This is a genomic window from Nocardioides sp. S5-5 (assembly GCF_054954065.1).
In genome coordinates, this window is record NZ_CP199913.1 from 4,311,407 (window position 1) to 4,336,695 (window position 25,289).

The 25,289-nt window shown below is 71.5% G+C and carries 23 protein-coding genes; 14 read left to right on the forward strand and 9 right to left on the reverse strand.

The window, feature by feature from the left end; genetic code table 11:
• Positions 1-18 precede the first annotated feature (18 nt).
• The 4 genes from ACUP6Y_RS20940 to ACUP6Y_RS20955 form a co-directional block, all read right to left on the reverse strand.
• Positions 19-1,527, reverse strand: a complete 1,509-nt coding sequence (locus ACUP6Y_RS20940; RefSeq protein ID WP_462552849.1) for an aldehyde dehydrogenase family protein — start codon at positions 1,525-1,527, stop codon at positions 19-21.
• 78 nt (positions 1,528-1,605) lie between these two features.
• Entirely contained in the window at positions 1,606-2,403 is a 798-nt protein-coding gene (locus tag ACUP6Y_RS20945) for a vWA domain-containing protein (protein ID WP_462552850.1), read from the reverse strand.
• A gap of 146 nt (positions 2,404-2,549) precedes the next feature.
• The gene (locus ACUP6Y_RS20950; RefSeq protein ID WP_462552852.1) at positions 2,550-3,473 is read right to left on the reverse strand and encodes an AAA family ATPase; all 924 of its coding nucleotides are present in this window, start codon (positions 3,471-3,473) and stop codon (positions 2,550-2,552) included.
• A 6-nt stretch (positions 3,474-3,479) separates the two neighbouring features.
• On the reverse strand, positions 3,480-4,592 hold the full coding sequence (locus ACUP6Y_RS20955; protein ID WP_462552854.1) for an NDMA-dependent alcohol dehydrogenase: 1,113 nt from the start codon (positions 4,590-4,592) through the stop codon (positions 3,480-3,482).
• Positions 4,593-4,748: 156 nt separating this feature from the next.
• On the opposite strand from ACUP6Y_RS20955, the gene ACUP6Y_RS20960 reads away from it, so the two are divergent.
• Positions 4,749-6,359: a sigma-54-dependent Fis family transcriptional regulator gene (locus ACUP6Y_RS20960; RefSeq protein WP_462552856.1), complete on the forward strand. Its 1,611-nt coding sequence runs from the start codon at positions 4,749-4,751 to the stop codon at positions 6,357-6,359.
• 146 nt (positions 6,360-6,505) lie between these two features.
• Entirely contained in the window at positions 6,506-7,516 is a 1,011-nt protein-coding gene (locus ACUP6Y_RS20965; RefSeq protein ID WP_462552858.1) for a VWA domain-containing protein, read from the forward strand.
• A gap of 1 nt (position 7,517) precedes the next feature.
• Here the strand turns inward: ACUP6Y_RS20965 and ACUP6Y_RS20970 are convergent, their stop codons facing one another.
• The gene (locus ACUP6Y_RS20970; protein ID WP_462552859.1) at positions 7,518-8,021 is read right to left on the reverse strand and encodes a MarR family winged helix-turn-helix transcriptional regulator; all 504 of its coding nucleotides are present in this window, start codon (positions 8,019-8,021) and stop codon (positions 7,518-7,520) included.
• A gap of 118 nt (positions 8,022-8,139) precedes the next feature.
• Here ACUP6Y_RS20970 and icmF point away from each other — a divergent pair, with 118 nt between their 5' ends.
• The 3 genes from icmF (at position 8,140) to ACUP6Y_RS20985 (ending at position 13,150) form a co-directional block, all read left to right on the forward strand.
• Positions 8,140-11,310 carry a fused isobutyryl-CoA mutase/GTPase IcmF gene (icmF, locus tag ACUP6Y_RS20975; protein WP_462552860.1) on the forward strand — a complete coding sequence of 1,057 codons (3,171 nt, stop codon included), beginning with the start codon at positions 8,140-8,142 and terminating at the stop codon, positions 11,308-11,310.
• A 157-nt stretch (positions 11,311-11,467) separates the two neighbouring features.
• The gene (locus ACUP6Y_RS20980) at positions 11,468-11,851 is read left to right on the forward strand and encodes a YciI family protein (protein ID WP_462552862.1); all 384 of its coding nucleotides are present in this window, start codon (positions 11,468-11,470) and stop codon (positions 11,849-11,851) included.
• Positions 11,852-11,887: 36 nt separating this feature from the next.
• Positions 11,888-13,150 carry an RNA polymerase sigma factor gene (locus ACUP6Y_RS20985; protein ID WP_462552864.1) on the forward strand — a complete coding sequence of 421 codons (1,263 nt, stop codon included), beginning with the start codon at positions 11,888-11,890 and terminating at the stop codon, positions 13,148-13,150.
• Positions 13,151-13,171: 21 nt separating this feature from the next.
• On the opposite strand, the gene ACUP6Y_RS20990 is transcribed toward ACUP6Y_RS20985, so the two are convergent.
• Positions 13,172-14,101: an AraC family transcriptional regulator gene (locus tag ACUP6Y_RS20990; protein ID WP_462552865.1), complete on the reverse strand. Its 930-nt coding sequence runs from the start codon at positions 14,099-14,101 to the stop codon at positions 13,172-13,174.
• A 198-nt stretch (positions 14,102-14,299) separates the two neighbouring features.
• Here ACUP6Y_RS20990 and ACUP6Y_RS20995 point away from each other — a divergent pair, with 198 nt between their 5' ends.
• Together ACUP6Y_RS20995 and ACUP6Y_RS21000 are read left to right on the forward strand one after the other, a co-directional pair.
• Positions 14,300-14,845, forward strand: a complete 546-nt coding sequence (locus tag ACUP6Y_RS20995) for a flavin reductase family protein (protein ID WP_462552866.1) — start codon at positions 14,300-14,302, stop codon at positions 14,843-14,845.
• An 11-nt stretch (positions 14,846-14,856) separates the two neighbouring features.
• Positions 14,857-16,431: a 4-hydroxyphenylacetate 3-hydroxylase family protein gene (locus ACUP6Y_RS21000; protein WP_462552868.1), complete on the forward strand. Its 1,575-nt coding sequence runs from the start codon at positions 14,857-14,859 to the stop codon at positions 16,429-16,431.
• 134 nt (positions 16,432-16,565) lie between these two features.
• Here ACUP6Y_RS21000 and ACUP6Y_RS21005 read toward each other — a convergent pair whose 3' ends face one another.
• On the reverse strand, positions 16,566-17,834 hold the full coding sequence (locus tag ACUP6Y_RS21005) for an MFS transporter (protein WP_462552870.1): 1,269 nt from the start codon (positions 17,832-17,834) through the stop codon (positions 16,566-16,568).
• Between the two features lie 143 nt (positions 17,835-17,977).
• Here ACUP6Y_RS21005 and ACUP6Y_RS21010 point away from each other — a divergent pair, with 143 nt between their 5' ends.
• The 3 genes from ACUP6Y_RS21010 (at position 17,978) to ACUP6Y_RS21020 (ending at position 21,223) form a co-directional block, all read left to right on the forward strand.
• Entirely contained in the window at positions 17,978-18,475 is a 498-nt protein-coding gene (locus ACUP6Y_RS21010) for a thioesterase family protein (RefSeq protein ID WP_462552871.1), read from the forward strand.
• Positions 18,476-18,520: 45 nt separating this feature from the next.
• Entirely contained in the window at positions 18,521-19,735 is a 1,215-nt protein-coding gene (locus ACUP6Y_RS21015) for an IS4 family transposase (RefSeq protein ID WP_462551601.1), read from the forward strand.
• 270 nt (positions 19,736-20,005) lie between these two features.
• Positions 20,006-21,223, forward strand: coding sequence for a DUF480 domain-containing protein (locus ACUP6Y_RS21020; RefSeq protein WP_462552872.1), 1,218 nt, complete (start codon positions 20,006-20,008; stop codon positions 21,221-21,223).
• A 4-nt stretch (positions 21,224-21,227) separates the two neighbouring features.
• On the opposite strand, the gene ACUP6Y_RS21025 is transcribed toward ACUP6Y_RS21020, so the two are convergent.
• Positions 21,228-21,575, reverse strand: a complete 348-nt coding sequence (locus tag ACUP6Y_RS21025) for a DUF2568 domain-containing protein (protein WP_462552873.1) — start codon at positions 21,573-21,575, stop codon at positions 21,228-21,230.
• A 17-nt stretch (positions 21,576-21,592) separates the two neighbouring features.
• On the opposite strand from ACUP6Y_RS21025, the gene ACUP6Y_RS21030 reads away from it, so the two are divergent.
• Positions 21,593-22,336, forward strand: coding sequence for a helical backbone metal receptor (locus ACUP6Y_RS21030; protein WP_462552875.1), 744 nt, complete (start codon positions 21,593-21,595; stop codon positions 22,334-22,336).
• 88 nt (positions 22,337-22,424) lie between these two features.
• Entirely contained in the window at positions 22,425-22,640 is a 216-nt protein-coding gene (locus ACUP6Y_RS21035) for a hypothetical protein (RefSeq protein WP_462552876.1), read from the forward strand.
• Between the two features lie 90 nt (positions 22,641-22,730).
• Here ACUP6Y_RS21035 and ACUP6Y_RS21040 read toward each other — a convergent pair whose 3' ends face one another.
• Positions 22,731-24,209 (reverse strand): helicase HerA-like domain-containing protein, encoded by a 1,479-nt coding sequence (locus ACUP6Y_RS21040; protein WP_462556789.1) that lies wholly within the window; start codon positions 24,207-24,209, stop codon positions 22,731-22,733.
• A 233-nt stretch (positions 24,210-24,442) separates the two neighbouring features.
• Between ACUP6Y_RS21040 and ACUP6Y_RS21045 the strand changes: the two genes are divergently transcribed.
• Positions 24,443-24,739: a type II toxin-antitoxin system VapB family antitoxin gene (locus ACUP6Y_RS21045; protein WP_462552878.1), complete on the forward strand. Its 297-nt coding sequence runs from the start codon at positions 24,443-24,445 to the stop codon at positions 24,737-24,739.
• Positions 24,740-24,744: 5 nt separating this feature from the next.
• The gene (locus tag ACUP6Y_RS21050; RefSeq protein WP_462552879.1) at positions 24,745-25,287 is read left to right on the forward strand and encodes a LytR C-terminal domain-containing protein; all 543 of its coding nucleotides are present in this window, start codon (positions 24,745-24,747) and stop codon (positions 25,285-25,287) included.
• The last annotated feature ends 2 nt before the right edge of the window (positions 25,288-25,289 follow it).

Below are 25,289 nucleotides of genomic sequence, written 5' to 3' on the forward strand. Positions count from 1 at the left end.
CCCCCGAACGAGGGGTCCTCAGGCCAGCAGCGCGTTGACCGACTTCTGCTCGGTGTAGGCGTCGATGGCCGACGCCCCGAGCTCACGGCCCCAGCCGGACTGCTTGTAGCCGCCGAACGGCATCGCCGCGTCGAAGGCGTTGTGGCAGTTGATCCACACCGTGCCGGCCTTGATCTGGCGGGCTGTGCGGTGCGCCTTGCTCACGTCGCGGGTCCACACCGACGCCGCCAGCCCGTACGGCGTGTCGTTGGCCGCGGCGGCGACGCCCTGCTCGGCGTTGAACGGGGTGGCGACGACGACGGGGCCGAAGATCTCCTCGCGGTAGACGCTGAACGAGGAGTCGACGTCGACGAGGACGGTGGGCTCGACGTAGTAGCCCGTGTCGCCGTGGCGCCGGCCGCCGGTCAGCGCCCGGGCGCCGTCGCGCAGCCCAGCGTCGACGTACCCGAGGACCCGGTCCAGCTGGGTCTGCGAGACGAGCGGGCCGACCGTGGCGGTGGGGTCGAGGCCGGGGCCGAGCTTGCTGGCGGCCGCGACCTCCGCGACCCCGGCCGTGAACTCGTCGAAGATCCGGTCCTCCACGAGCAGCCGGGTGCCGCTGGTGCAGGTCTGACCGTGGTTGAACAGGAAGCCCGAGGCGGTGCCGGGGATGGCGAGGTCGAGGTCGGCGTCGGCGTACACGACCTGGGGGCTCTTGCCGCCCAGCTCCAGCGAGACCTTCTTCAGGTTGCCCTTGGCGGCGTCGACGATCAGCTTGCCGACCTCGGTGGAGCCGGTGAAGGCGATCTTGTCGACGTCGTCGTGCGCGGCCAGCGCGGCGCCGGCGTCGCCGTACCCGGTGACCACGTTGAAGACGCCGTCCGGCAGGCCGCACTCGGCCATGATCTCGGCGAGACGGAGCGCGGTGAGCGGGGTGTCCTCGGCGGGCTTGAGCACGACGGTGTTGCCGCAGGTCAGCGCGACCGGGACCTTGAACGCGGCCATGAGCAGCGGGAAGTTCCACGGCACGATCGCGCCGCAGACGCCGACCGGCTCGCGCAGCGTGTAGGCGTGCCACTGGGTGCCGGGCGCCCACGGGACCGAGACCGGGATGGTGCGGCCCTCGATCTTGGTGGCCCAGCCGGCGTAGTACTGGAACAGCTCGGCGACCCAGGTGATGTCGACGGCCTGCGCGACCGCGGCGGACTTGCCGTTGTCGAGCGACTCCAGCTGGGCGAGCTCCTCGGCGTGGTCGTAGATCGCCTCGCCGATCTTGAACAGCAGTCGCTGCCGCTGGGCGGGCGTCCACAGCGCCCACTCGCCCTCGAAGGCGGTGCGCGCGGCACGGACGGCGCGGTCGACGTCCTCGGCCTGGCCGTACGCCACCTCGGTGAGAACCTGGCCGGTGGCCGGGTCGCGGGTCTCGAAGGTGCGGCCCGATGCGGCGTCGACCCAGGCGCCGCCGATGAACAGGCCCTTGGGGCGGGCGAGCCAGTCGCGGACCGCCGGGAGCACGGCGTGGTCGGTGGGGACGAGCAGGTCGGTCATGGTTCCTCCGTTGGAATGGGGTGGGTGTGTGCGAGCGTCGTCCGGCACCGGGGCGACCGGTGTTCAGCTTCTGGACATTCAGGGGGCGAGCAGCCGGTCGAGGACGACGGGCAGGTCGGCGAGGACGTCGAGCGACGCGACCCGGGCCCCGGCCGCGCGGGCGAAGCGATGCGCCTCCTCGTCGTCGGAGCCGGGCGCGATGACGAGCAGCTCGTCGAGGCCGCGCGCGGCCGGCAGCGGGTCGACGTCGTCGGTGACCCGACAGTCGGAGAGCAGCACCGTGATCCGGCGCCGGGCCCGGGCGCCGCTGAGCTGCTCACGCGCGGCGCGCAGGGCCGCGTCGAGCGAGGTCATGCCGTGGCCACGCAGGCCCAGCACCCGTTCGACGGTACGACGCGCCGGGCTCGCCGTACCGAGGGCGACGACGGTCTCGGCGCGGCGGTCGAAGGCCACGACCGCGAGCTCGCCACCGGACTCGGCCGAGCGCAGCGCGCAGGCCGCGGCCGCCATGGCCGCGGTGACGAGCCGCTGGCCGTCCATCGACCCGGAGCGATCGACGAGCAGGCACAGTGCGCTCGCCGGCCGCTCCCACACCGAGGCGGTGAGCTCGTCGAGCGCCGGCGGGCGCCCCTCGCCCCGGGCGACGGCGACCGCCTCCAGCGAGGCGTCCAGGTCGAGGTCCCCGCCGCGGTCGGCCCGGGTGGGGCGCAGTCGGCCGGCGCCGATCCGGCCGTGCGGGCCGCTGCGGGCCCGTTCCAGGACGAGTCGCGGGACCAGCGCCTGCACCCGCGCCCGGAGGGCGGGATCGGTGGCCCGGCTCATCAGCGCGAGCAGCGGCAGCACGCCGTCCGGGTCCTCGGCGACGGCGGCCTCCACGGCCTCGACGTCGAGCTCGCCGACCTCCGGCGAGAGCTCCGCGAAGCGCGGGTTGCGGGCCAGCTCGGCGCGGCCGTTGGTGCGCTCGGGGCGGCCCCGCCGGGAGGCCGAGGGTGGGGTGTCGCCCGCCCCCAGCGGGGGCGGGCTCAGGCTTCCCCCGGGCTCGGCCCCTCTCCCGCGTCACTTTGCGCCGGGTCGGCGTCTGCTGCGGGGTCACTTTGCGCCGGGTCGCCGAAATGGGTGCGGTAGAGCTCGGTGATGATCTCCTCGGGCGGCCGGGTGGAGGCCTCGTCGACCCGCACCCGCCCGCTCAGCGCCACCAGCGCGGCGTCCAGACCGGCCTGCCAGTCGTCCTCGGGGACGCCGCGGGAGCGGGCCAGCTGATGGTTGATGCCGGCCAGGTCGATCGTGCCGCGCACCGACGAGCCGACGCGCAGCTCGGGGTGCTCGCGGGTGGCCCGGACCAGCGCGACCGCGCGGTCGCGCCACTCCTCGGAGGGCACCGGCGCCCGCTGCGCGAGGATCTGCGCCTCCGCGTCGGCGGACTGGTAGCCCATCGCGATCCGGCAGGTGCGGTCGTAGACGGCCGAGGAGACCCGGGCGGTGCCGACGGCGTCGTACGGGTTCATCGCGGCGACGACCGCGAAGCCCGGCGCCGCGCGCACCGCGCCCAGCCGGGGCACGGCGATCTCGCGCTCCGACATCACCGTGAGCAGGGTGTTGAGGGTCTCCTCCGGGACCCGGTTGAGCTCCTCGACGTACAGCAGCCCGCCCGCGCGCATCGCGGTGAGCAGCGGCCCGTCGACGAAGACGTCCGGCTGGTAGCCCCGGCTGAGCACCAGGGCGGGGTCGAAGTGGCCGACCAGCCGGGCCGGGGTCAGCTCGGCGTTGCCCTCGACGAGGGCGAACGAGCGGTCCCGGCCGGCGGCGACCCGGCGCAGCAGGGTGGTCTTGCCGGTGCCGGGAGGCCCCTCGAGGACGACGTGGGCGCCACTGGCCAACGCCGCCTCGAGGAGCTCGGTCTCCCGCGCGCGGTCGACGACCGCCAGCGCCGCGAGCACAGCAGTCATCGGTCCTCAGTGCTCGTGGACGACCACGCCGCGGACGTTCTTGCCGTTGAGGAGGTCGTCATAGCCCTCGTTGACCTCCTCGAGCGTGTACGTGCGGGTGAGGATCTCGTCGAGCTTGAGGTCGCCGGCCTGGTAGAGCCCGAGGATCCGCGGGATGTCGACGGTCGGGTTGCAGTCGCCGAACAGGCTGCCGCGCAGCTCCTTGCGGAAGAGCGTGAGCACCGAGCCGGGCAGCTGGATGTTGGTCTCCTCCAGCTTGTTGAGGCCGGTGAGCACCACCTTGCCGCCCTTGCCGACGGCGTTGAAGCCGTCCGAGACGATCTCGGAGGTCATCAGGCCCGGCGTGAGGATCGCGGAGTCGGCCATCTGGCCGCGGGTCAGGTTGGTGATCGTCTCCATCGCCAGCTCGGCGGACTCGAAGGCGTGGGTGGCGCCGAGCTCCATCGCCTTCTCGCGCTTGTTGGCGAGCGGGTCGATCGCGATCACGTTCTTCGCGCCGGCGAGGGCCGCACCCTGGACGGCGTTGATGCCGATGCCGCCGATGCCCATGATCACCACGGTCTCGCCCGCCTTGACCGCGGCGGTGTTGACGGCGGCGCCCCAGCCGGTGGGGACGCCGCAGCCGACCAGGACGGCCTTCTCCAGCGGCAGGTCGTCGTCCACCTTGACGCAGGAGTTCTGGTGGATCACACCGAACTGGCTGAAGGTGCCGAGCATGCACATCGCGCCGTACTGGCCGGCCGGCCCGGTGATCGGGAACCGCTCGCCCGGCAGGTAGCCCTCGAGGATGGTGGCGCCCATGTCGCAGATCGACTGCTGGCCGTTGGCACAGTAGCGACAGGTGCCGCAGTTGGGGATGAACGAGCACACGACGTGGTCGCCGACCTTGACCCGGGTGACGCCGGGGCCGACCTCCTCGATGATCCCCGCGCCCTCGTGGCCGAGCACCATCGGCAGCCGGGCCTCCAGGTCGCCGTGGGCGATGTGGACGTCGGAGTGGCACAACCCGGCGTGCGTGTACCGGATCAGCACCTCGCCCTCGCGGGGCTTGTCGAGGGTCAGCTCCTCGATCACGATCGGCTTGCCGGTCTCGTAGACGACTGCGGCCTTGGTCTTCATCGGTTCTCCTGTGGGGCGTGGACGGCTCGGACGTGATGCCCGACACGCTCGCAAGACCGACCCCGGCCGAGTGTTCAGAAACTGGACAACCCGGTACCAACCACGATCCGCATACTGTGACCACGGCCACAGGGACCGGACCCAGGGAGGCACCGCGTGACCACGGAGACCGATGCCCTCCGCGACCCGATCGCCAAGTCGTGGCGGCGGGCCGAGCTGGCCGGGCTGAACCCCTCCTCCGCCCTCGACCACCTGACGTACGTCGACGTCGACGCGTCCGGCCCGCTCCAGGCCGCTGCGTCGCCCGTGCTCGACGAGCTCAACGAGCAGCTCGAGGGCACGATGTTCTGCACCCTCCTCGTCGACCGCGACGGGCGGGTCGCCCAGCGCTGGTGCGGCGACAACGGCTCGCGGCGGGCGTTCGACAACCTCGGGGTGGACGTCGGCGCCTCGCTGCTCGAGGAGGCCGTCGGCACCAACGCCCTCGGGACCGTGCTCGAGACGCGCACCAGCATCACCGTCAACGGCCGCGAGCACTTCGCCGTCCCTCTGCGGCGGTTCAGCTGCTACGGGCACCCGATCTTCCACCCGACCACGCGGCGGATCGAGGGCGTCCTCGACATCTCCGCGCTGATGGCGGACGCCAGCCCGCTGCTGCCGCCGCTCGTCGCGCGCGCGGTCGCCGACATCGAGCAACGGCTGCTCGACGGCAGCCGGTTCTCCGACAAGCAGCTCCTCGCCGCCTTCCAGGCCGCCGGCGCCCGGCGCCGCGCCGTCATCGCCATCGGCCACGACCTGCTCATGTCCAACCAGGCGGCCGCCGACCTGCTCGGCTCCACCGACATCGCCCTGCTGCGGATGCTCGCCTCCGACGTCCGGGACGAGGCGGCCATCGACCTCACCCTGGAGTCGGGCATCGCCGTCCGGGTCGAGGCCGCCCGCGTCGGCGGGACGCGCGGCGGTGCGCTCCTCCACGTCGAGCCGCTCCGGGAGCCGCGGTCACGGCGTACCGTCGTCGACGTGCCGCTGACGCACGCACCGGTGCTCGTCTCCGGACCGCCGGGCTCGGGGCGCTCGACCACCGCGCGCCGCCTCGCCGACGTCCAGCCGGTGACCGTGCTCAGCGCCGCGTCCGCGCTGCTCGACGGCACCGACGCCTGGGCCCGCAACTTCGGCGCCCTGGTCCGCGCCGGCCAGGGCTCGGTCTGCATCGACGGCATCGACCTGCTGCCCGACGACCTCGTCGACCTCGTCGCCTCGCACCTCGCCGAGCGCCGGGCGCCCCGCCTGGTCCTGGTGAGCGGCCCGCTCGACGGCCTCACCGGCCGCGCCGCGGCGCTGGCCGGGGAATGCACCGAGCGCCGCCTGCTCACCCCGCTCGCCAGTCGCCCCCAGGAGATCCCCGAGCTGGTCCGGGCCATGCTGGTCGACCTCGGCGCCGACCCCTCCCTCCACTTCACCCCCGGCGCCCTCGGCGCGCTGTCCACCCAGGCCTGGCCGGGCAACCTGCGCGAGCTGCGGGCCGTGGTCGAGCAGGTCGTACGACGGCGGCGTGCCGGCGCGGTCGTGGTCGACGAGCTGCCGGAGGCCTACCGGACCCAGGCGCCGTCGCGCCCGCTCGCCCCGATCGACCGGGCGGAGCGGACCGTCATCGTCGAGGCGCTGCGCGAGCACGACGGCAACAAGGTGAAGGCCGCCCAGGCGCTCGGGATCTCCCGGACCACCCTCTACGCCAAGATGCGGGCGTTGCGGATCACCGTCTACTGAGACGCTCCGTGGGTCCTCGACCCATGGGACCAGAGGTTCCGTCCGTAGGTGGTGCCTCTTGGTCCCGGATAACCCCGCATTTCGGTGATGTTCCGGCCCTTCGACGCGATGGACGATGCGGAAACGTCCGAGCGAAGGGGATCAGCATGCGAGTTCCGGTATCAGTGGTGGCATGGGGCCTGGCGGGGGGACTGGTCTCCGCGGCACTCGTCGCGCCACCCACGGCGTCCGCCAGCACGACAGCGGGCGCACAGGCCGCCCCGGCCTGCGTGCCCGCCGCCAACATCCAGGCGATCATCGACGACTCGGGGTCGATGTCCAGCACCGACCCCGGACGGCTCAGGGTCCAGGCCATCGGCCTCCTGATCGACGCCCTGGCTCCCACGACGATCCTCGGCGCGAACGAGTTCGGCACCACCGCGGCCGCCGTGTTCTCGCCCGCGCCCGTCGGCGCCGGCGGCCCGGCCATGAAGGGCGCCCTCGACGCCGTCGTCCAGGCCGACAACGGGTCCACCGACTACAACCTCGCGTTCAACTCGGCCCGGGCGGTCAACCCCGGCGCCGTGGCCCGGATCTTCCTGACCGACGGCGGGCACAACAGCGGGACCTACCTGAACACGCACCTCAACCCCGCTCCGCCCCAGACGCCGACCTACGTCATCGGCTTCAGCCCCGGCCTGGCCGGCGTCGCGGACCAGGGTCGACTGCAGCAGATCGCCAACGAGACGGGCGGCATCTACTACGCGCTTCCCGACGCGCAGACGCTGCAGTCGGTGATGAACGACATCCAGACCCGGCTGACCTGCCAGACGCCGCCGAAGACGTTCGTGGACACCATCGCCATCGGCAAGGCGAAGGGCCACTCGGTGAAGATCAAGGGCAAGTCGCGCTCCGCGCAGCTCACGCTGACCTGGACCAGCCCGCTCGACGCGTTCAAGATCAAGAAGCTGCGGATCGTGCGCCACGGCAAGGTCGTCGCCGTCAAGGGCCGCCACCTCAAGGTCAAGACGAAGAAGGGCTCGACCTACCTGGTGATCAAGGTGACCAAGCTGACCCCGGGCAAGCTGAAGTTCAAGGTGAAGAACACCGCCGCGGGCTCCGGCGCACCCCAGGTCACCGTCACGACGCAGGTGAGCCAGAGCAGGTCGAAGAAGTAGCTCAGTCCGCGAAGTCGCCGGACGCCTGGCGGACCTGGCGGAGCAGGTCGTAGGCATCGGCCTGCTGGTCACCACTGAGGCCGGTCACCGCGAAGTCGATCGCGGTGACCGCCTTGGTGGCCTTGCGGACCGTGGCCCGGCCCTCGGGGGTCAGCCGGGCGAGGGTACGGCGCCGGTCGTCCTCGTCGGGAACCCGGACGACGAAGCCCTGGGCCTCCAGCCGGTCGATCGCGCTGGTGACCGAGGTCGGGTGGACCATCAGCCGCTCGCCGATCTTGCTCAGCGGCAGCGAGCCGCGCCGGCTGAACAGCAGCAGCACGAGCACCTCGTAGCGGGAGAAGGTCAGCCCGAACGGCTTCAGCGCGGCGTCGAGCGCGCTGATCATGAGCTGCTGGACCCGCATCACCGAGGTCGCCAGCCGCATCGCGGTCGCGTCGCCGAAGTGCTCCTCCCACAGGTCGCCGGCACGGTCGATCGGGTCGAACGGCAGACGGTTCTCAGGCACGACCCAGACCTTAGCCTCGCTTGGCCTCGATCCGTGGACGGGGCTGAGACCATCCGAGGACTTTTCCAGATTACTTGGACGTCCTACTATCGGAGGTCCAAGGAGTTTTGGAGGATCGATGCCCGAGCACGCCCTGCATGTCCCGCAGCACCCCGTCCGCCTGGTGACGGCGTCCAGCCTGTTCGACGGCCACGACGCCTCGATCAACATCATGCGGCGTATCTTCCAGTCCCAGGGCTGCGAGGTGATCCACCTCGGGCACAACCGCTCGGTCGCCGAGGTGGTCGAGGCCGCCATCGAGGAGGACGTCCAGGGCATCGCCGTGTCGTCGTACCAGGGCGGTCACGTGGAGTACTTCGAGTACCTCACCCAGCTGCTCCGCGAGCGCGGCGCCGGCCACATCCAGGTCGTCGGCGGCGGTGGCGGCGTCATCGTCCACGACGAGATCACCCGGCTGCGCAAGTCGGGCGTCACCATCTTCTCGCCCGAGGACGGCCAGCGACTCGGCCTGCCGGGCATGGTCAACACCGTCGTCGAGGCGTGCGACACCGACCTGTGGGAGACCGGCAGCGTGAAGGCCGAGCAGGTTCTCAGCGGCGACCGCACCGCCCTCGCGCGTGCCATCACCGGCGCCGAGCTGGGCCGGCTCGACCAGGACCTGCTCGACCGGCTCTCCGAGGCGGCGGAGGGGCGCGCGGTACCGGTCCTCGGCATCACCGGCACCGGCGGGTCCGGCAAGTCCAGCCTGACCGACGAGCTGGTACGACGCCTGCGGGTCGACCAGCAGGACAAGGTCCGGGTCGCGGTGCTCGCCGTCGACCCGACCCGGCGCAAGGGCGGCGGCGCGCTGCTCGGCGACCGGATCCGGATGAACAGCCTCGACCTGACCGGCCACGGCCTGGACCGCAACCAGGTCTACTTCCGCAGCCTCGCCACCCGCGGCGCGCACGAGGTGCCCGAGCACCTGGTCGACGTGCTCACCGTGATCAAGGCCGCCGGCTTCGACCTGGTCATCGTCGAGACCCCCGGCATCGGTCAGGGCGACGCGGCGATCGTGCCCTACGTCGACACCTCCCTCTACGTCATGACGCCGGAGTTCGGCGCCGCGTCGCAGCTGGAGAAGATCGACATGCTCGACTTCGCCGACGCGGTCGCGATCAACAAGTTCGAGCGCCGCGGCGCCGAGGACGCGCTGCGCGACGTCGGGCGCCAGATGGTCCGCAACCGCGAGGCGTTCGGCAAGCTGCCCGCCGACATGCCGGTCTTCGGCACCTCGGCGGCGACCTTCGACGACGACGGCGTCACCGCGCTCTACCAGCACCTGCGCGGCCTCCTCGTCGGCAAGGGCCTCGCCGTCGGCGAGGGCATGCTCGCCCCGGTCGAGGGCAAGAAGTCCACCCGCATCCAGCAGGTGCTGCCCGCCGACCGGGTCCGCTACCTCGCCGAGATCGCCGAGACCGTCCGCGGCTACCACGCCGAGACCGAGGTACTCGTCGAGAAGGCCCGCCGCGCGCAGCGCTTCACCGCCGTCTCCGAGGAGCTCGCCGAGCTCGAGGACCTCGCCGCCGCGGCCGCCCGCGCCAACGACGACCTGCCGCTCGACGTACGCGACCAGCTGGCGGCGTGGCCGGGCGTCGTGGCGTCCTACGACGAGGACACGGCGACCAAGGGTCGCGAGTCGCTGTCCGGCAACCGGGTGCCGCGGGTCGCCGTACCCCGGCTCGAGGACCACGGCGAGCTGGTCCGCTACTGGCGCCGCGAGAACCTGCCGGGTCACTTCCCCTTCACCGCGGGCGTGTTCCCGTTCAAGCGCGCCGACGAGGACCCGGCCCGCATGTTCGCCGGCGAGGGCGACCCGTTCCGCACCAACAAGCGGTTCAAGCTGCTCTCCGAGGGACAGCCGGCCACCCGCCTCTCGACCGCCTTCGACTCGGTCACCCTCTACGGCCGCGACCCCGACGAGCGCCCCGACATCTACGGCAAGGTCGGCACCTCCGGCGTCTCCGTCGCCACGCTCGAGGACATGAAGGCCCTCTACGACGGCTTCGACCTGCTCTCCCCGACGACCTCGGTGTCGATGACGATCAACGGCCCCGCCCCGACGGTGCTGGCGTTCTACCTCAACACCGCGATGGACCAGGCGCGCGAACGCGGGATCGACCCGTACGAGGCGATCAAGTCGATCCGCGGCACGGTCCAGGCCGACATCCTCAAGGAGGACCAGGGCCAGAACACCTGCCTGTTCTCCACGGAGTTCTCGCTGCGCTGCATGGCCGACATCCAGGAATGGTTCATCCAGCAGCAGGTCCGCAACTTCTACTCCGTCTCCATCTCCGGCTACCACATCGCCGAGGCCGGGGCGAACCCGATCAGCCAGCTCGCGTTCACGCTGGCCAACGGCTTCACCTACGTCGAGTCGTACCTCGCCCGCGGCATGGACATCGACGACTTCGCGCCCAACCTGTCGTTCTTCTTCTCCAACGGCATGGACCCCGAGTACACCGTGATCGGCCGGGTCGCCCGCCGGATCTGGGCCGTCGCCATGCGCGAGCGCTACGGCGCCAACGAGCGTTCCCAGAAGCTGAAGTACCACGTCCAGACCTCGGGCCGATCGCTGCACGCCCAGGAGATGGACTTCAACGACATCCGCACCACGCTGCAGGCGCTGATCGCGATCTACGACAACGCCAACTCGCTGCACACCAACGCCTACGACGAGGCCGTCACCACCCCGTCGGCTGAGTCGGTGCGCCGCGCGCTGGCCATCCAGCTGATCATCAACCGCGAGTGGGGCCTGGCCTCCAACGAGAACCCGCTCCAGGGCTCGTACGTCGTCGACGAGCTCACCGACCTCGTCGAGTCGGCCGTGCTCACCGAGTTCGACCGCATCTCCGAGCGCGGCGGCGTCCTCGGCGCCATGGAGACCGGCTACCAGCGCGGCCGGATCCAGGACGAGTCGATGCTCTACGAGCACCGCAAGCACGACGGCACCCTGCCGATCATCGGCGTCAACACCTTCCGGGCGCCCGAGGCCGGCGACGGCACGCCCGACGAGATCGAGCTGGCCCGCGCCACCACCGAGGAGAAGGAGTCGCAGCTGGTGCGGCTGCGCGACTTCCAGTCCCGCCACACCGACGACGCCACGGCCGCCATCGCCCGGCTCAAGGAGGTCGCCACCACCGGCGAGAACCTCTTCGCCGCCCTCATGGACGCCGCCCGGGTGTGCTCGCTCGGCCAGGTCACCGAGGCCTTCTTCGAGGTCGGCGGACAGTACCGCCGCAACGTCTGAGGCCGGCCGAAGAGAGGGCGTCACGAGACCGGGTGACGTGGTTTCGGGGATCGCCCTGCTCGGGCTACTCGACGAAACCTTTTTCACAGTCGATGTCGAACGCCCGACCGGCCGTTCGACGTAGGTTCGCAATCACCACCAACGAACCGAAGGACTGATGAAGATGCCGCGTTTCATGGGACTCGTGCGGATGGAAGAGGGACAGGGCAACCCGCCGCAGGCGCTGTTCGACGCGATGGACGCCTACATCGGCGAACAGGCGCAGAAGGGCCACTTCCTCGACGGCGGCGGGCTGTTCGGGCTCGAGGACGCCGTGAACTTCGTGGTCCGCACCGGCGAGGTCACCCGGGTCGACGGCCCGTACGCCGAGGCACGCGAGGCCGTCGGCGGCTGGGCGCTGCTGCAGTACGACACCCTCCAGGAGGCGATCGCCGACCAGGAGGAGTTCGCCGCCCTGCACGCCAGGCACTGGCCCGAGTGCCAGATGGTCGCCACCCTCCGCCAGATCTCCGACGAGGCCCCCGAGCCCGCCGACGCCTGATCGCCCATGTCGTGCGGCCAGCCCTAGGCTGGCCGCATGGCCGAGGGAACCACCGCTGACGCGATCACCGCTGCCTGGCGGCACGAGTCGGCGCGGGTGGTGGGGGCACTGGCCCGGATGACCCGCGACGTCGAGCTCGCCGAGGACCTGGCGCAGGACGCGCTGGTGGCCGCTCTCGAGCAGTGGCCGAGCACCGGCGTACCCGACAACCCGGGCGCCTGGCTGATGACCACCGCCAAGCGCCGCGGCATCGACCAGATCCGGCGCGCCGCGACGCTGCGTCGCAAGACCGAGGAGATCGCGCACGCGGCCGAGGAGGTGAGCCCGATGCCCGACCTGGAGTCCCAGATCGACCACATCGAGGACGACGTCCTGCGGCTGGTCTTCCTGTGCTGCCACCCCGCCCTGACCCCGGAGTCCCGCGCGGCGCTCACCCTGCGCCTGGTCGGCGGGCTCACGACGGACGAGATCGCGCGCGGCTTCCTCGTGCCCAGCACCACGATGGGCCAGCGGATCTCGCGCGCCAAGAGGACCCTGACCGAGGCCGGCGCGCAGCTCGAGCTGCCGACCGGCGCCGAACGCACGCAGCGGCTCGACGACGTGATGGCAGTGGCCTACCTCGTCTTCACGGAGGGGTACGTCGCCACGGCGGGCGACGACTGGACCCGCCCCGACCTCGCCCAGGAGGGCATCCGGCTGGCCCGCCTGCTCGCGGGCATCGCGCCGGACGAGCCGGAGGTCCACGGTCTGCAGGCGCTGCTCGAGCTGCAGGGCTCGCGGCTGCCGGCCCGCACCGACGCCGACGGCGCGCCCGTGCTGCTCGACGACCAGGACCGCGGTCGCTGGGACCGGCTGCTGATCCGCCGTGGCCTCGCCGCGCTGCGCCGGGCCGAGGAGATCGCCGCGCGCGGGGTGCCGGTCGGGCGCTACTACCTGCAGGCCGCGATCGCCGCCGAGCACGCGAAGGCCGACACCGCCGCGGCCACCGACTGGCCACGCATCGCCCGCCTGTACGACGTCCTGGCGGCCGCCGCTCCCGGCCCGGTCGTCGAGGTCAACCGCGCCGTGGCCCACGGGAGGGCGGCCGGTCCCGACGCCGGCCTCGCGGTCCTGGCGGCAGTGCCGGACGACGCGCTGCGCGACTCGCCGCTGCTGCCGAGCGTCCGCGGCGACCTGCTCGAGCGGGCCGGCCGGCACGCCGAGGCGGCCGACGAGTTCGCCGAGGCGGCCCGTCGTACCCGCAACGGCGACGAGCGCGCCCTCCTCGAACGCCGCGCCGGTGCCGCCCGGACCCGCTGACGCGCCCCGTGTCGTCCGGGGTCAGCGACCGCGCAGGGTGACCGACGGCGCCACGCCGTACCGCTCACGATAGGAGGCGGCGAACCGGCCGAGGTGGGCGAAGCCCCAGCGCATGGCGACCTCGGAGACGCTGTCGACACCTCCGGCGAGCAGGTCGGCGTGGACCCGCTCGAGCCGGATCGAGAGCAGCTGCTGGGTGGGCGTGCGGCCGAGGTAGCGCTGGAAGCCCTGCTGCAGCCGGCGGATCCCGACCCCCGACTCGGCGGCCAGCTCGGCGGCGGTCCAGTCGCGCGACGGATCGGTCTCCATCGCCTCGACGACGCGGGACACGATCCGTGGCCGGATCGTGCCGCAGCCCGGCTCCTCGGGGAAGCAGGCGGCGACGAACGCGGCGGTGAGGGTGGCGGCCAGGCGGCGGCCGACCCGCTCGTCGCGGGCGAGCGCGGGGTTGCGCAGCGCCTCGGTGCCGATCGAGGCGAGCAGGCCGATCCAGGCGCGACCGCCGTCGGTGCGCAGGTCGACCTGGGCGGGCAGCCGGTCGGTGGTGAGGCCGACGAGGGCGGTGACCTCCTCGGCGAGATAGGCCCGTTCGACCCGCATCCCGACGATCGAGCAGTCGGCCGACCAACGGGTCATCCGGGTCTGCTCGTCGGGCGGGCAGACGGTCGCCTGCCCGTCGAGGGAGAGCACGTGATGGCCGCCGACATTGGCCTCGAGCACGCCGCTGCGCGGGACGTTGACCGCCCAGGCGCCCGGGTGGTCGGACTCGACGGAGACCTCCGAGCCCCAGCCGATCCGAGCCAGCCGCACCGGGCCGAGGTCGACGGCGCGCAGGTCGGCCGGGCCGGCCGGCCGCCGCTTGATCGCCAGGTCGTGGGGGAAGTAGGCCTGGGCGACGGCCGCGGAGAAGGCGTCGAGCTCGTGGGACGACGCGGTCAGCGTTCCCGTCACTTCGCTCACCCCCTTCCCGGTGACGCCCATCACACTACCGGCGCACCGGTGTCCGGAAAACGCACTCGATCCACCTCGCTGCGCATTCGGGACAGCGCGTTCGCGGAACGGATCGCCGCGGCCCCCGCACCGGCCTAGCGTCCCCGTCCACCCGACCTGACCCCGGGACCGACGGGGTCGCGACGACGAGGAGGAGCCATGGACCCGCGCACGCTGCGCTCGACCTTCGGTCGCTTCGCGACCGGCGTCACCGTCATCACCTGCCGCACCCCCGACGGCGCCCACCACGGCGCGACCGTCACCGCCTTCACACCGATCTCCCTGGACCCACCGCTGGTCCAGGTGGCACTGACCCGGACGTCGAAGGCGGCGGCGTACCTCGACGGCGCGTCCTTCGCCGTCAACGTGCTCGCCGCCGACCAGGTCGACGTCGCGATGCACTTCGCGGGCCGCCCCAGCGCGGACCCGCTGCCCTGGTGCGACGGCTCGGTCGCGCCCTCCCTGCGCGGTACGGCGGCCACCCTCACCTGCCGCGCGCACCGCACCGACGACGGCGGGGACCACCTGCTGTTCCTCGGCGAGGTGGTCGACGTCGTCAGCACCGACCGTCGCCCGCTGCTCTTCCACGACAGCGCCTTCCACCAGATCGGCCGCCGTTCGTCCGACGTCGTCTGGCTCGGCTGCCAAGACGACCCCCACACCAGCTGGTTCGGCGCGCTCGTGCCGGCCGACACCCACTACTGAGGAGATTCCCGATGACCGACACCCTCGCCCCCGAGACGGACGCGCCCACCGTCAACCCCGCCGCCGGCTCGCCGGCCAACCAGCAGACCAACTTCGCGTCCCGGCCGATGACCGGCGACGAGTACATCGAGAGCCTCCGCGACGGCCGCGAGATCTACCTGCAGGGCGAGCGGGTCGAGGACGTCACCACGCACCCGGCGTTCCGCAACCCGATCCGGATGACCGCCCGCCTGTACGACGCCCTGCACACCGGCCCGCACGTCGACGAGCTCACCGTCCCCACCGACACCGGCAACGGCGGCGTGACGATGCCCTTCTTCAAGACGCCGACCTCCTCGGCCGACCTGCTCAAGGAGCGCGACGCGATCGCCCGCTGGGCGAAGATGACGTGGGGCTGGATGGGCCGCAGCCCCGACTACAAGGCCAGCTTCCTCGGCACCCTGCACGCCAACAAGGAGCTCTACGCGCCGTTCGAGGCGAACGCCGAGCGCTGGTACCGCGAGTCGCAGGAGAAGGTCCTCTACTGGAACCACGCGATCATCAACCCGCCGGTCGACCGCAACCTGCCGCCCGACGAGGTCGGCGACGTCTACATGAAGGTCGAGAAGGAGACCGACGCCGGCCTGATCGTCTCCGGCGCCAAGGTCGTCGCGACCGGCTCGGCGATCACCAACTACAACTTCATCGCCCACTACGGCCTGCCGATCCGCAAGAAGCAGTTCGCGCTGATCTGCACGGTGCCGATGGACGCGCCGGGCGTGAAGCTGATCTGCCGGACGTCGTACACCCAGCAGGCAGCGCAGAACGGCACCCCGTTCGACTACCCGCTGTCGAGCCGGATGGACGAGAACGACACCATCTTCGTCTTCGACAAGGTGTTGGTGCCCTGGGAGAACGTCTTCATGTACGGCGACGTCGACCGGATCAACGCGTTCTTCCCGCAGTCCGGCTTCCTGCCCCGGTTCACCTTCCAGGGCTGCACCCGGCTCGCGGTCAAGCTCGACTTCATCGCCGGCCTGCTCATGAAGGCCCTCGACACCACCGGCTCCGGCGACTTCCGCGGCGTGCAGACCCGGGTCGGCGAGGTCATCGGCTGGCGCAACCTGTTCTGGTCGCTGACCGAGTCGATGGCGCGCGACCCCGAGCCGTGGATCGGCGACGCGGTGATCCCGAAGCTGGAGTACGGCCTGACCTACCGGATGTTCATGATCCACGGCTACCCGCGGGTCAAGGAGATCATCGAGCAGGACGTCGCCTCCGGCCTGATCTACCTGCCGTCCGGCTCCGCCGACTTCAAGTCCGCCGAGGTGCGCCCGTACCTCGACAAGTACGTCCGCGGCTCCAACGGCATCACCGCCGTCGACCGGGTCAAGGTGATGAAGGCGCTGTGGGACTCGATCGGCTCCGAGTTCGGCGGCCGGCACGAGCTGTACGAGCGCAACTACTCCGGCAACCACGAGAACGTGAAGGCCGAGCTGCTCTTCGCCGCCCAGAACCGCGGCATCGTCGACCAGATGAAGGGCTTCGCCGACGAGTTCCTCGGCGAGTACGACCTCGACGGCTGGACGGTCCCGGACCTGTTCTGACCGCCGACCCGGCTCATCTGAACGTACGAGCCCCGCTGACCCGGCGCAAACTGACTCTGCAGGCGCGCCGACCCGGCTCGAAAATGCACCGGGTCGGCGCCGAGCCGGTGCAGTTTCGAGCCGGGTCGGCCCGCCTACGACGCCAGTTCGAGCCGGGTCGGTGTGCCTGACGAGTCAGTTTGCGCCGGGTCGGCGGCCTGGAGATGCGGCAGGAGCGCGTTCACAGCGCCGGCGGCCACGACCACGGCGGCGGCGAGGATCGGCACGACCAGCGCGGCGGAGGTGCCGAAGCGGTCGGCCAGGCTGCCGGTGACGGCCGAGGCCAGCGACTGACCGACGATGACGGCCGAGCCGAGGATGGTCATCACGGTGGCCGACCGGCCGACCGGGCTGCGCAGGGCGCCGAGGCTGTATTGGGTCACCATCGTCGGGCCGATGCCGCAGCCGATGAGCAGCAGCACCGCGCACATCGCGGCGACCGAGGACACGAACGGCAGCAGCGCGGCGCCGGCGAGCATGGTGGCACCGAAGACCAGCCAGCGGGCGCGCAGCGAGAAGGCGGCCGGGAACAGGGCCACGCCGAGGGCCAAGGTCGCGGAGCCGATGCCCATCACGCCGTACACGAGACCAGCGGACTCGGCGCCCCCGCGGTCGGCCATGAACGACGTGAGCGCGGTCAGCATCGAGCCGAAGAACAGGCCGACACCGAAGATGCCGGCGACCACGGCCAGCAGAGCGGGCCGGGCGATGGCTCGCGCCGGCGCGGGCGGGGCCGCCTGCTCGTCGGCACCCGCGGCGGCGCGGGCCGACGGGTGCAGCGCGAAGGCGGTGACGAAGACCAGCGTGAGCAGCGCGGCACCGGCCACGGGCGCCCACGGGTCGAGCGTCGTACCGAGGATGCCGACCACGAACGGGCCGACGATGAACACGATCTCGTCGGCCGCCGACTCGTAGGCCATGGTGGCGTCGAAGGTACGCGAGCGGCGCCCCGGCGCGATCCGGGCGCCGATGATCTGCACCAGCCGGCTACGCGACATCGGCGCGATCTGCGGTGCGCTCGCACCCACCAGATAGGCCACCGCCAGCACCGCCGCGGCCGGCAGCGGGCTGTAGACCACCCATGCCATCAGTCCGAGTGCCGTCGACGATGCGATCCCGCTGACCAGCAGCACCCGGCGCTGGCCGAAGCGGTCCGCCGCCGCGCCCAGCAGCGGCCCGACGCTCGCCGCGCCGAGGCCCACGACCGCCGAGTTGAGCCCGCCGAAGGCGAGCGAGTCGCGCCCCGCGACGACCAGGGTGAGCACCCCGACCACCATCATCGCGTAGGGCATCCGGGCTACGAGCGCGATCGGGAAGTACGACGCACCGGCGGCACGCACCAGTGTCGGGGAGTGATCGAGCATGTCCTCGTCCCAAGGGTCGGGTGCCGCCTTGGACCGCCGGTCGAGCCGGCGCGAGGTAGATACACGCAGTGGATCTGTCGACTCAGGATACGCCGCGTGTGGGGCACCGCCCAATCCCGATCCGGGTTCAGTAGGGTCCGAGCATGAGCACGCAGCCGATGTACGACCAGCTCGTCACCCTGCCCGCCTACGCGGTCCAGCCGGTCCCCAGCGCGTTCGAGGACAGCAACGGCTTCCTCAACGTCCGCCACTATCTCGGCATCGGCAGCGAAGGCCTCGACGAGTCGCTCTACGACATCGGGATCCCGTTCAACTGGCCGGTGCTCAGCGGCTTCGCCTGCCTGTCGGCCGAGCACCACCTGACCTACCTGCACGAGCTCAAGACCGGCGACCAGATGTCGGTCCGGGTGCGGCTGCTCGGCCGCTCCGAGCGCGCGGCTCACGCGCTGGTGTTCGTGCTCGACGACACCAACCAGCGGGTGGCCTGCGTGTTCGAGGAGATCCTCCTGTGCGTCGAGATCGCCGACCGCAAGACCGCGCCCTGGCCCACCGACATCGCCGTCGGCCTCGACAAGCGGGTCGCCGAGCACGCCGCGATCGGGTGGGAGCCGGTGACCTCGGGGTGCTTGAAGCTGCGTTAGCTGCAATACCGTTCAGTTAAGGTTACGACGGTGTAGTTTGGTGGCATGCCGCGTGCTGGATGGAGGAAGCCGGAGACCGAGCGACGCTTGTCTGATCTGGTGTCGGTGGGGGTGCTGACGCGGGTGTTCCCGCCGGAGTTGGTCGACGATGTGATCGCCAAAGTGGGGCGGACCGAGCGTCGGCATCGGTCGTTGCCGGCGCGGGTGATGGCGTACTTCTCGATCGGGATGGCGCTGTACTCGGAGGGCTCTTATGAGGACGTGCTGGCTCAGTTGACCGATGGTCTTTCGTGGGCCTCGGGCTGGACCGAGGAGTACTCCCCGCCGAGCAAGTCCGCGATCTTCCAGGCCCGGGCCAGGCTGGGCGCTGAACCGCTGAAGGAGTTGTTCGAGCGGGTTGCCAAGCCGATCGGCACCGATGAGATGCCAGGAGTCTGGCTCGCCGGTCGGCGGCTGGTTGCGATCGACGGCACGTGTCTCGATGTCGCCGACACGGCAGTCAATGCCGAGCACTTCGGCCGGCCGGGGGTGAACAAGGGCGAGCAGGCAGCCTTCCCCCAGGCTCGCGTGGTCGCGTTGGCCGAGTGTGGCACGCACGCGGTGTTCGCCGCCGAGGTCGGCACCTACTCGACATCCGAGGCCGTCTTTGCTGATCGTCTCGTGGACCGGTTGGCGCCAGGGATGCTGCTGACCGCGGATCGCGGGTTCTTCTCCTACGCCCTGTGGCGCAAGGCAATCGCGACCGGGGCGGACCTGCTGTGGCGGATCCGCACCGACAAATCCGCCCCCAAGCCGGTCCATGTCGAAGACCTGCCCGACGGCTCCTGGCTGGCCGACCTACAACAGACCCACTCCAAGGCCGCGCGGGCTGCGGAGCCGATGCGAGTGCGCGTCATCGACTACACCCTCGACGACGGCCGCGAGAACACCACGTCGTATCGGCTCTTCACCACCATCGTGGACCCGGGCGAGGCGAGCGCGACCGATCTGGCCGCGGCCTACGCGCAACGGTGGGAGATCGAGTCGACCTTCGACGAGCTCAAGACCCACCAACGCGGCCCGAGGACTGTGCTGCGATCCAAGTCGCCGGACCTGGTGCTCCAGGAGATCTGGGGCCACCTGTGCTGCCACTTCGCGATCCGCTCGCTGATGGCCGAAGCCGCCGCACACTCCGGGCATGATCCCGACCGGGTCAGCTTCGTTGCCGCGCTACGGATCACCCGCCAGACCCTCGCCCACCCGGGCGCCTTTCCCCCCTGACCAGCATGGGCGAGACAGTCCCGGCTGGCTGGACTTCCTACGCCGGCTGCTGCGACGACTCAACCCAGAGCGGCGACGACGGGCAGCACCGCGCGTCGTGAAGAGGAAGTACACCAAGTGGCACGTCAAACGCGCCGCCCACGCCACCTGGCCCCAACCCGGCAACACCACAACCATCTCCGTCGCGCGGCTAACTGAACGGTATTGGCGTTAGCTGGGCTCGCTCAGCCGCACGTGTTGCATTGGTCGCCTGTCGCTAGGCTCCATGCCGTGAGCGACCTGCCCGTCCTGACAGCCGAGGAGCAGCGCGTGCTGGGGAGCCTCCTGGAGAAGGAGGTGACGGTGCCGGCGTCGTACCCGATGACGGTCAACGCCGTGCGCACCGCCTGCAACCAGCAGAGCAGTCGCGAGCCGGTCGTGGACTACGACGAGGACCTCGTGCATCACACGCTGCGCGACCTCAAGCAGCGCGACCTCGTCGCGGTCACCTGGGACGACCGCGGGCGGCGCACGCTCAAGTACCTCCAAAGGCTCGCGGTGCTGCTCGACCTTGCCGACGACGAGCGAGCGCTGGTCACGGTGCTGCTGCTGCGCGGCCCGCAGCCGCCGGGTGCGCTGCGCACCCGCGCCGAGCGGTTGCACGCCTTTCCCGACCGCGGCACCGTCGAGGCATGCCTGCGGCGGCTCGCCGAACGCGACCAGCCGCTCGTCCAGGTGCTGCCCAAGCAGCCCCGTGAGCAGGACGCCCGCTGGGTCCACCTTCTCGGGCCCGTCGACGTGCCGGCCGCGGCGCCCGGCTCGACGACCCCGGTTGTCGACCGCGACGCCGTGCTCGCGAGCGGCGCCGAGGCCAGGGACGCGAAGGTGCGCGCGTCCTACGCCGCCGTCGCGACGTCGTACGCCGACGCCCTGACCGGCGAGCTCGACCACCTGCCCTTCGAGCGGTGGCTGCTCGACCGCGTCGCCGCGCACGCCGGCACCGAGCCCGTCGTCGAGGTCGGGTGCGGGCCCGGCCACGTCACGGCCTACCTGGCGGAGGCGGGCGCCGACGCGACCGGCCTCGACCTCACGCCCGAGATGGTCGAGCAGGCGCGGGAGCGCTACCCCGACGGCGTCTACGAGGTCGGCGACCTGCGCACCCTCATGCGCCCGGTCAACGGCTCGGGGTGGGCGGCCGTCCTGGGCTGGTACTCGCTGATCCACCTCGCCGCCTCCGAGATGCCCACGGCTCTCGAGGCGCTGACCCGGCCGATGCGGCCCGGCGGGCTGTTGGTGCTCGGGCTCCACGCCGGCGCCGAGGTGCGCCACCACGACTCCTGGTTCGAGCACGAGGTCGACCTCGACGTGGTCCTGCACGAGCCGGCCGATGTCGTCACGCTCGTCGAGCGGGCGGGGCTCGTCGATGTCGAGTGGTATCGACGCGGCCCGCTCCTCGACCGGGACGAGACCAGCGAGCGGCTGTACGTCGTGGCCCGCAAGCCGCTCTGACGCCCTACTGCTCGTCGACGAGAACCCGGATGCTGGGCAGCTGCGCGAGCCCGTTGACCACCACGGAGAAGACGAGCAGCGCGAGCGCCCCGGCCTCGTGGCCGGCGTCCCAGAGCGCCACGACAGCGAGACCGAAGACGGCGACCTTGACCACCGGACGCACCACCGGACCGCCGTACGGCGCCTTCGGCGAGGCGAGGAGGAACCACACCGTCATCGCGGCGAGCGGGAGCAGCCAGACCAGCAGCCAGCGCGGGCCGTGGCCCCAGCCCCAGACGCCGAACGCCGCGACGGCGAGCAACTCGTCGAGGAAGACCAGGGCCAGGACCGACCATCCGAGGATCGCGCTCACCTGTGGATGATAGGACCGTGACTGTCGATGACCTCGGACATGAGGTGGCGTTGTCCGCGCCTCCGGCCCGCATCGTTTCCCTCGTGCCCTCGATCACCGAGGCTCTCGCGACCGACGTGCCCGACCGGATCGTCGGCGCCACCGACTGGTGTACCCACCCCGCCGGGCTGACCGTCGCCCGCGTCCGCGGCACCAAGAACCCCGACCTCGCCGCGATCCGCGCGCTCGCGCCGGACCTGGTCGTGGCCAACCAGGAGGAGAACCGGGAGCTCGACGTACGCCGCCTGCGCGACGCCGGGCTGGCGGTGTGGGTGACCGCCATCGAGACGGTGCCGCAGGCGCTGGCCTCCCTCACCCGGTTGTACGGCGAGGCGCTCGGCCTCGCCGCTCCCCCGTGGCTGGCCCGGGCCCACGAGCTCTGGTCGGCGCCGGCTCCCGAGGCGCGCGGCCGGGTCGCCGTACCCGTGTGGCGGGACCCGTGGCTGGTCGTCGGGCCCCGGACCTACACCGGCGACCTGCTGCGCAGGCTCGGCTGGAGCAATGCGTACGACGGCGGCGCGGACCGGTACCCGAAGGTCGAGCTGGCCGACCTCGACCGCGCCGACCTCGACCTGGTGCTGCTGCCCGACGAGCCCTATGTGTTCACCCTCGACGACGGGCCGGAGGCGTTCACGCGGGTCCCGACCCGGCTGGTGTCGGGACGGCTGCTGACCTGGTACGGCCCGGCGATGGTCGAGGCGCACGACGCGCTGTCACGCTGACGCGACTGTCGCGCGGCTCACAGGCCAGGTCACCGAGTCGTAACCGATGCGCGGTCGACCCGAAACCTCTCGGTTGGAGGCTGGAGCCATGAAGAAGACGACCTCTCCTGAGACCCAGACCGCAGGGCGTCACCTCGAGTCCGTCGAGGATCTCGACGCCGTGGACCGCTCCCTCACCCGCCGGGCCGCGCTGCGCGACCGCCACGCCCAGGGCCTGTCGCGCCTGATGGACGTGCGCACCGACCTGCGGGGCGTACACCCGCTCGCCGACTTCGTCGACGACGCGATCCGCTGGTCGGCCTGAGGTGGTGCCGGAACCGGCGGAGGACAGTGTCGGCATCTCCTCGCGGCGTCTCGTGGCGGTCGCCGCGCGACCTCCTCGACGTCCGGGGTGTCAGCGGCGGCGGCGCGCGGTGCCGAACATGCCGCGGGCGATCTCGGCGGCGGCGGTGCGCATGAACTGCTTGAAGGCCGAGGACTTCACGACGTCCTTGACGATCTCGCCGGCCGCATTGCCGTCGTCCTTCTTCTTCGGCGCGGTCTTGCCCTTGGCGGCGGGCTTGTCGGCGGCCTTCGCTCCGGCCGCGGCCTTCGCGCCCTCCTCGAGCTTCTTGGCGAGGATCTCGCGAGCCGACTCGCGGTCGACGACCTCGGCGTACTTCGCCTGACGGGGGCTGGCCTCGACGGTCGCCTCCATGGACTCCGCGCTGCTGGGCGCCATCAGCGACTCGGGCGCGCGCAGCCGGGTCCAGGCGACCGGCGTCGGCGCGCCCTTCTCACCCATCACGGTCACGATCGCCTCGCCGATGCCGAGGGTCGTGATCACCTCGCCGAGGTCGGCGTACGCGCTCTTGGGGTAGGTGTTGACGGTCGCCTTGAGCGCCTTCGCGTCATTGGGCGTGTGGGCGCGCAGCTGGTGCTGGATCCGGGAGCCGAGCTGGGCCAGGACGTCGTCGGGTACGTCGGTCGGGCCCTGGGTCACGAAGAAGACGCCGACGCCCTTGGACCGGATCAGCCGCACCGTCTGGGCGATCGACTCCAGGAACGGCTTGGACGCGTCCTTGAACAGCAGGTGCGCCTCGTCGAAGAAGAAGACCAGCTTGGGCTGGTCGATGTCGCCGACCTCGGGCAGATCGTGGAACAGGTCAGCGAGCAGCCACATCAGGAAGGTCGAGAAGATCGCTGGGCGATCCTGCAGGTTGGGCAGCTCGACCAGGTTGACCAGGCCTCGGCCGTCGGGCGCCTGTTGGAGCAGGTCGGCCGAGTCGAACTCCGGCTCGCCGAAGAACGCCTCGGCCCCCTGGTCCGCGAACCCGATCAGCTCGCGCAGGATCACGCCCGCAGTCGCCGAGGACAGACCGCCGAGCTCCTTGAGGTCGCCCTTGCCCTCGTCGCTGGTGAGGTGCTGGACGACGGCACGCAGGTCTTGGAGGTCCAGCAGCGGCAGGCCCTGCTTGTCGGCGTAGTGGAACACCAGGCCCAGGCTGGACTCCTGGGTGTCGTTGAGGCCGAGCACCCGGCTGAGCAGGATCGGCCCGAACGACGACACGGTCACCCGGATCGGGATGCCGATGCCCTGCCCGCCCAGCGCGTAGTACTCCACCGGGAAGGCGGTCGCCGTCCAGTCCTGCCCCACCGACCTGGTGCGGGCCAGCAGCTTGTCGCTGGCCTCGCCGGCCGTCGCGATGCCGGACAGGTCGCCCTTGATGTCGGCGGCGAACACGGGTACGCCGGCCGCGCTGAGCTGCTCCGCGAGCAACTGCAGGGTCTTGGTCTTGCCGGTACCGGTCGCGCCGGCCACCAGGCCGTGCCGGTTCAGCATGGCCAGCGGGATCCGGATGGTGCTGCCGGAGAGCTGGTCGGGGCCGGTCATCAGGCCGCCGAGCTCGAGCGCCGGCCCCGCGAAGGCGTACCCCGGCGCGATCGCCTGCTCGATGGGACTGGCCGCTTGGGGCGCCGCCTCAGCCGAGGGTGCGGTCTCCGCCTCGGGTGCGGTCTCGGCCGAGGGTGCGGCGGGGTCAGGTGCTGCGTCGGGAGTGGGCGTCTGCTCCTGCGTCATGCCCGGAACTCTAGAGCCAGGGGCCTGGCCCCGTAGACTCCGAAGCCGTGATCTTCAAGCGTGTGGGGGTCGGGCGTCCCTACCCCGACCACGGCCTCACCTCCAAGGGGTGGGCTGCCGTGCCCCCGCGCCAGGTCCGCCTCGACCAGCTGGTCACGACCAAGGACACGCTGCAGCTCTCCTCCCTGCTCGACGAGGACTCCACCTTCTTCGGCGACCTGTTCGCCCACGTCGTGCTCTGGCACGGCGACTACTACCTCGAGGACGGACTGCACCGCGCGCTGCGGGCCGCGTTGCAGCAGCGCAACGTCCTGCACGCGCGCGTGATCCGGATGGAGGGCTAGGGCGGATGGACGGCCTCGACGTCAAGGCGGGCAGCCGCTCGGCGGTGACCCTGGGAGCGCTGGCGGTGGTGTTCGTCGCCAGCGCGGCCTGGGGATGGGCCAAGGTGACCCAGCCGTTCCCGGAGAAGATCGAGCCGGCGCCCTGCACCTCCACCCTGATCGCGAAGGGCGACGACCTCGCGCCGCCGCAGGTGATGGTCACCGTGCTCAACGGCGGTGGCGCCAACGGCCTGGCGAGCAAGACCATGGACGACCTGGTCGGCTTCGGGTTCGCGCAGGGCGAGCTCGGCAACGCCCCGGACACCGGTGGGCCGGTGGCCGCCCAGGTGTGGTCCGACGACCCCGGCGACCCGGCCGCGATCCTGCTGGCGTCGTACCTCGGCGCCGACGTCGACATCGTCGACCAGCCGTCCGGCTACCCGGGCGTGACGATCGTGGTCGGCAAGAGGTTCCGGGGCGTGGTCGAGGGGCACCCGACGGTCACCACGACCAAGGATGCCTACGTCTGCACGCCGCCGCTGAGCAGTCAGCCCGACGACCCCACCTGAGT

What these genes read in the sequence shown, in the direction of transcription:
- ACUP6Y_RS20965 (WP_462552858.1), top strand. Translation starts at nt 6,506, where the DNA reads ATGCGAGTTCCGGTATCAGTGGTGGCATGGGGCCTGGCGGGGGGACTG.
- ACUP6Y_RS20985 (WP_462552864.1), top strand. Translation starts at nt 11,888, where the DNA reads ATGGCCGAGGGAACCACCGCTGACGCGATCACCGCTGCCTGGCGGCAC.
- ACUP6Y_RS20955 (WP_462552854.1), bottom strand. Translation starts at nt 4,592, where the DNA reads ATGAAGACCAAGGCCGCAGTCGTCTACGAGACCGGCAAGCCGATCGTG.
- ACUP6Y_RS20940 (WP_462552849.1), bottom strand. Translation starts at nt 1,527, where the DNA reads ATGACCGACCTGCTCGTCCCCACCGACCACGCCGTGCTCCCGGCGGTC.
- ACUP6Y_RS21035 (WP_462552876.1), top strand. Translation starts at nt 22,425, where the DNA reads ATGAAGAAGACGACCTCTCCTGAGACCCAGACCGCAGGGCGTCACCTC.
- ACUP6Y_RS21015 (WP_462551601.1), top strand. Translation starts at nt 18,521, where the DNA reads ATGCCGCGTGCTGGATGGAGGAAGCCGGAGACCGAGCGACGCTTGTCT.
- ACUP6Y_RS21050 (WP_462552879.1), top strand. Translation starts at nt 24,745, where the DNA reads ATGGACGGCCTCGACGTCAAGGCGGGCAGCCGCTCGGCGGTGACCCTG.
- ACUP6Y_RS20950 (WP_462552852.1), bottom strand. Translation starts at nt 3,473, where the DNA reads ATGACTGCTGTGCTCGCGGCGCTGGCGGTCGTCGACCGCGCGCGGGAG.
- ACUP6Y_RS21000 (WP_462552868.1), top strand. Translation starts at nt 14,857, where the DNA reads ATGACCGACACCCTCGCCCCCGAGACGGACGCGCCCACCGTCAACCCC.
- ACUP6Y_RS21005 (WP_462552870.1), bottom strand. Translation starts at nt 17,834, where the DNA reads ATGCTCGATCACTCCCCGACACTGGTGCGTGCCGCCGGTGCGTCGTAC.
- ACUP6Y_RS21010 (WP_462552871.1), top strand. Translation starts at nt 17,978, where the DNA reads ATGAGCACGCAGCCGATGTACGACCAGCTCGTCACCCTGCCCGCCTAC.
- ACUP6Y_RS21040 (WP_462556789.1), bottom strand. Translation starts at nt 24,209, where the DNA reads ATGACCGGCCCCGACCAGCTCTCCGGCAGCACCATCCGGATCCCGCTG.
- ACUP6Y_RS20995 (WP_462552866.1), top strand. Translation starts at nt 14,300, where the DNA reads ATGGACCCGCGCACGCTGCGCTCGACCTTCGGTCGCTTCGCGACCGGC.
- ACUP6Y_RS20980 (WP_462552862.1), top strand. Translation starts at nt 11,468, where the DNA reads ATGAAGATGCCGCGTTTCATGGGACTCGTGCGGATGGAAGAGGGACAG.
- icmF (WP_462552860.1), top strand. Translation starts at nt 8,140, where the DNA reads ATGCCCGAGCACGCCCTGCATGTCCCGCAGCACCCCGTCCGCCTGGTG.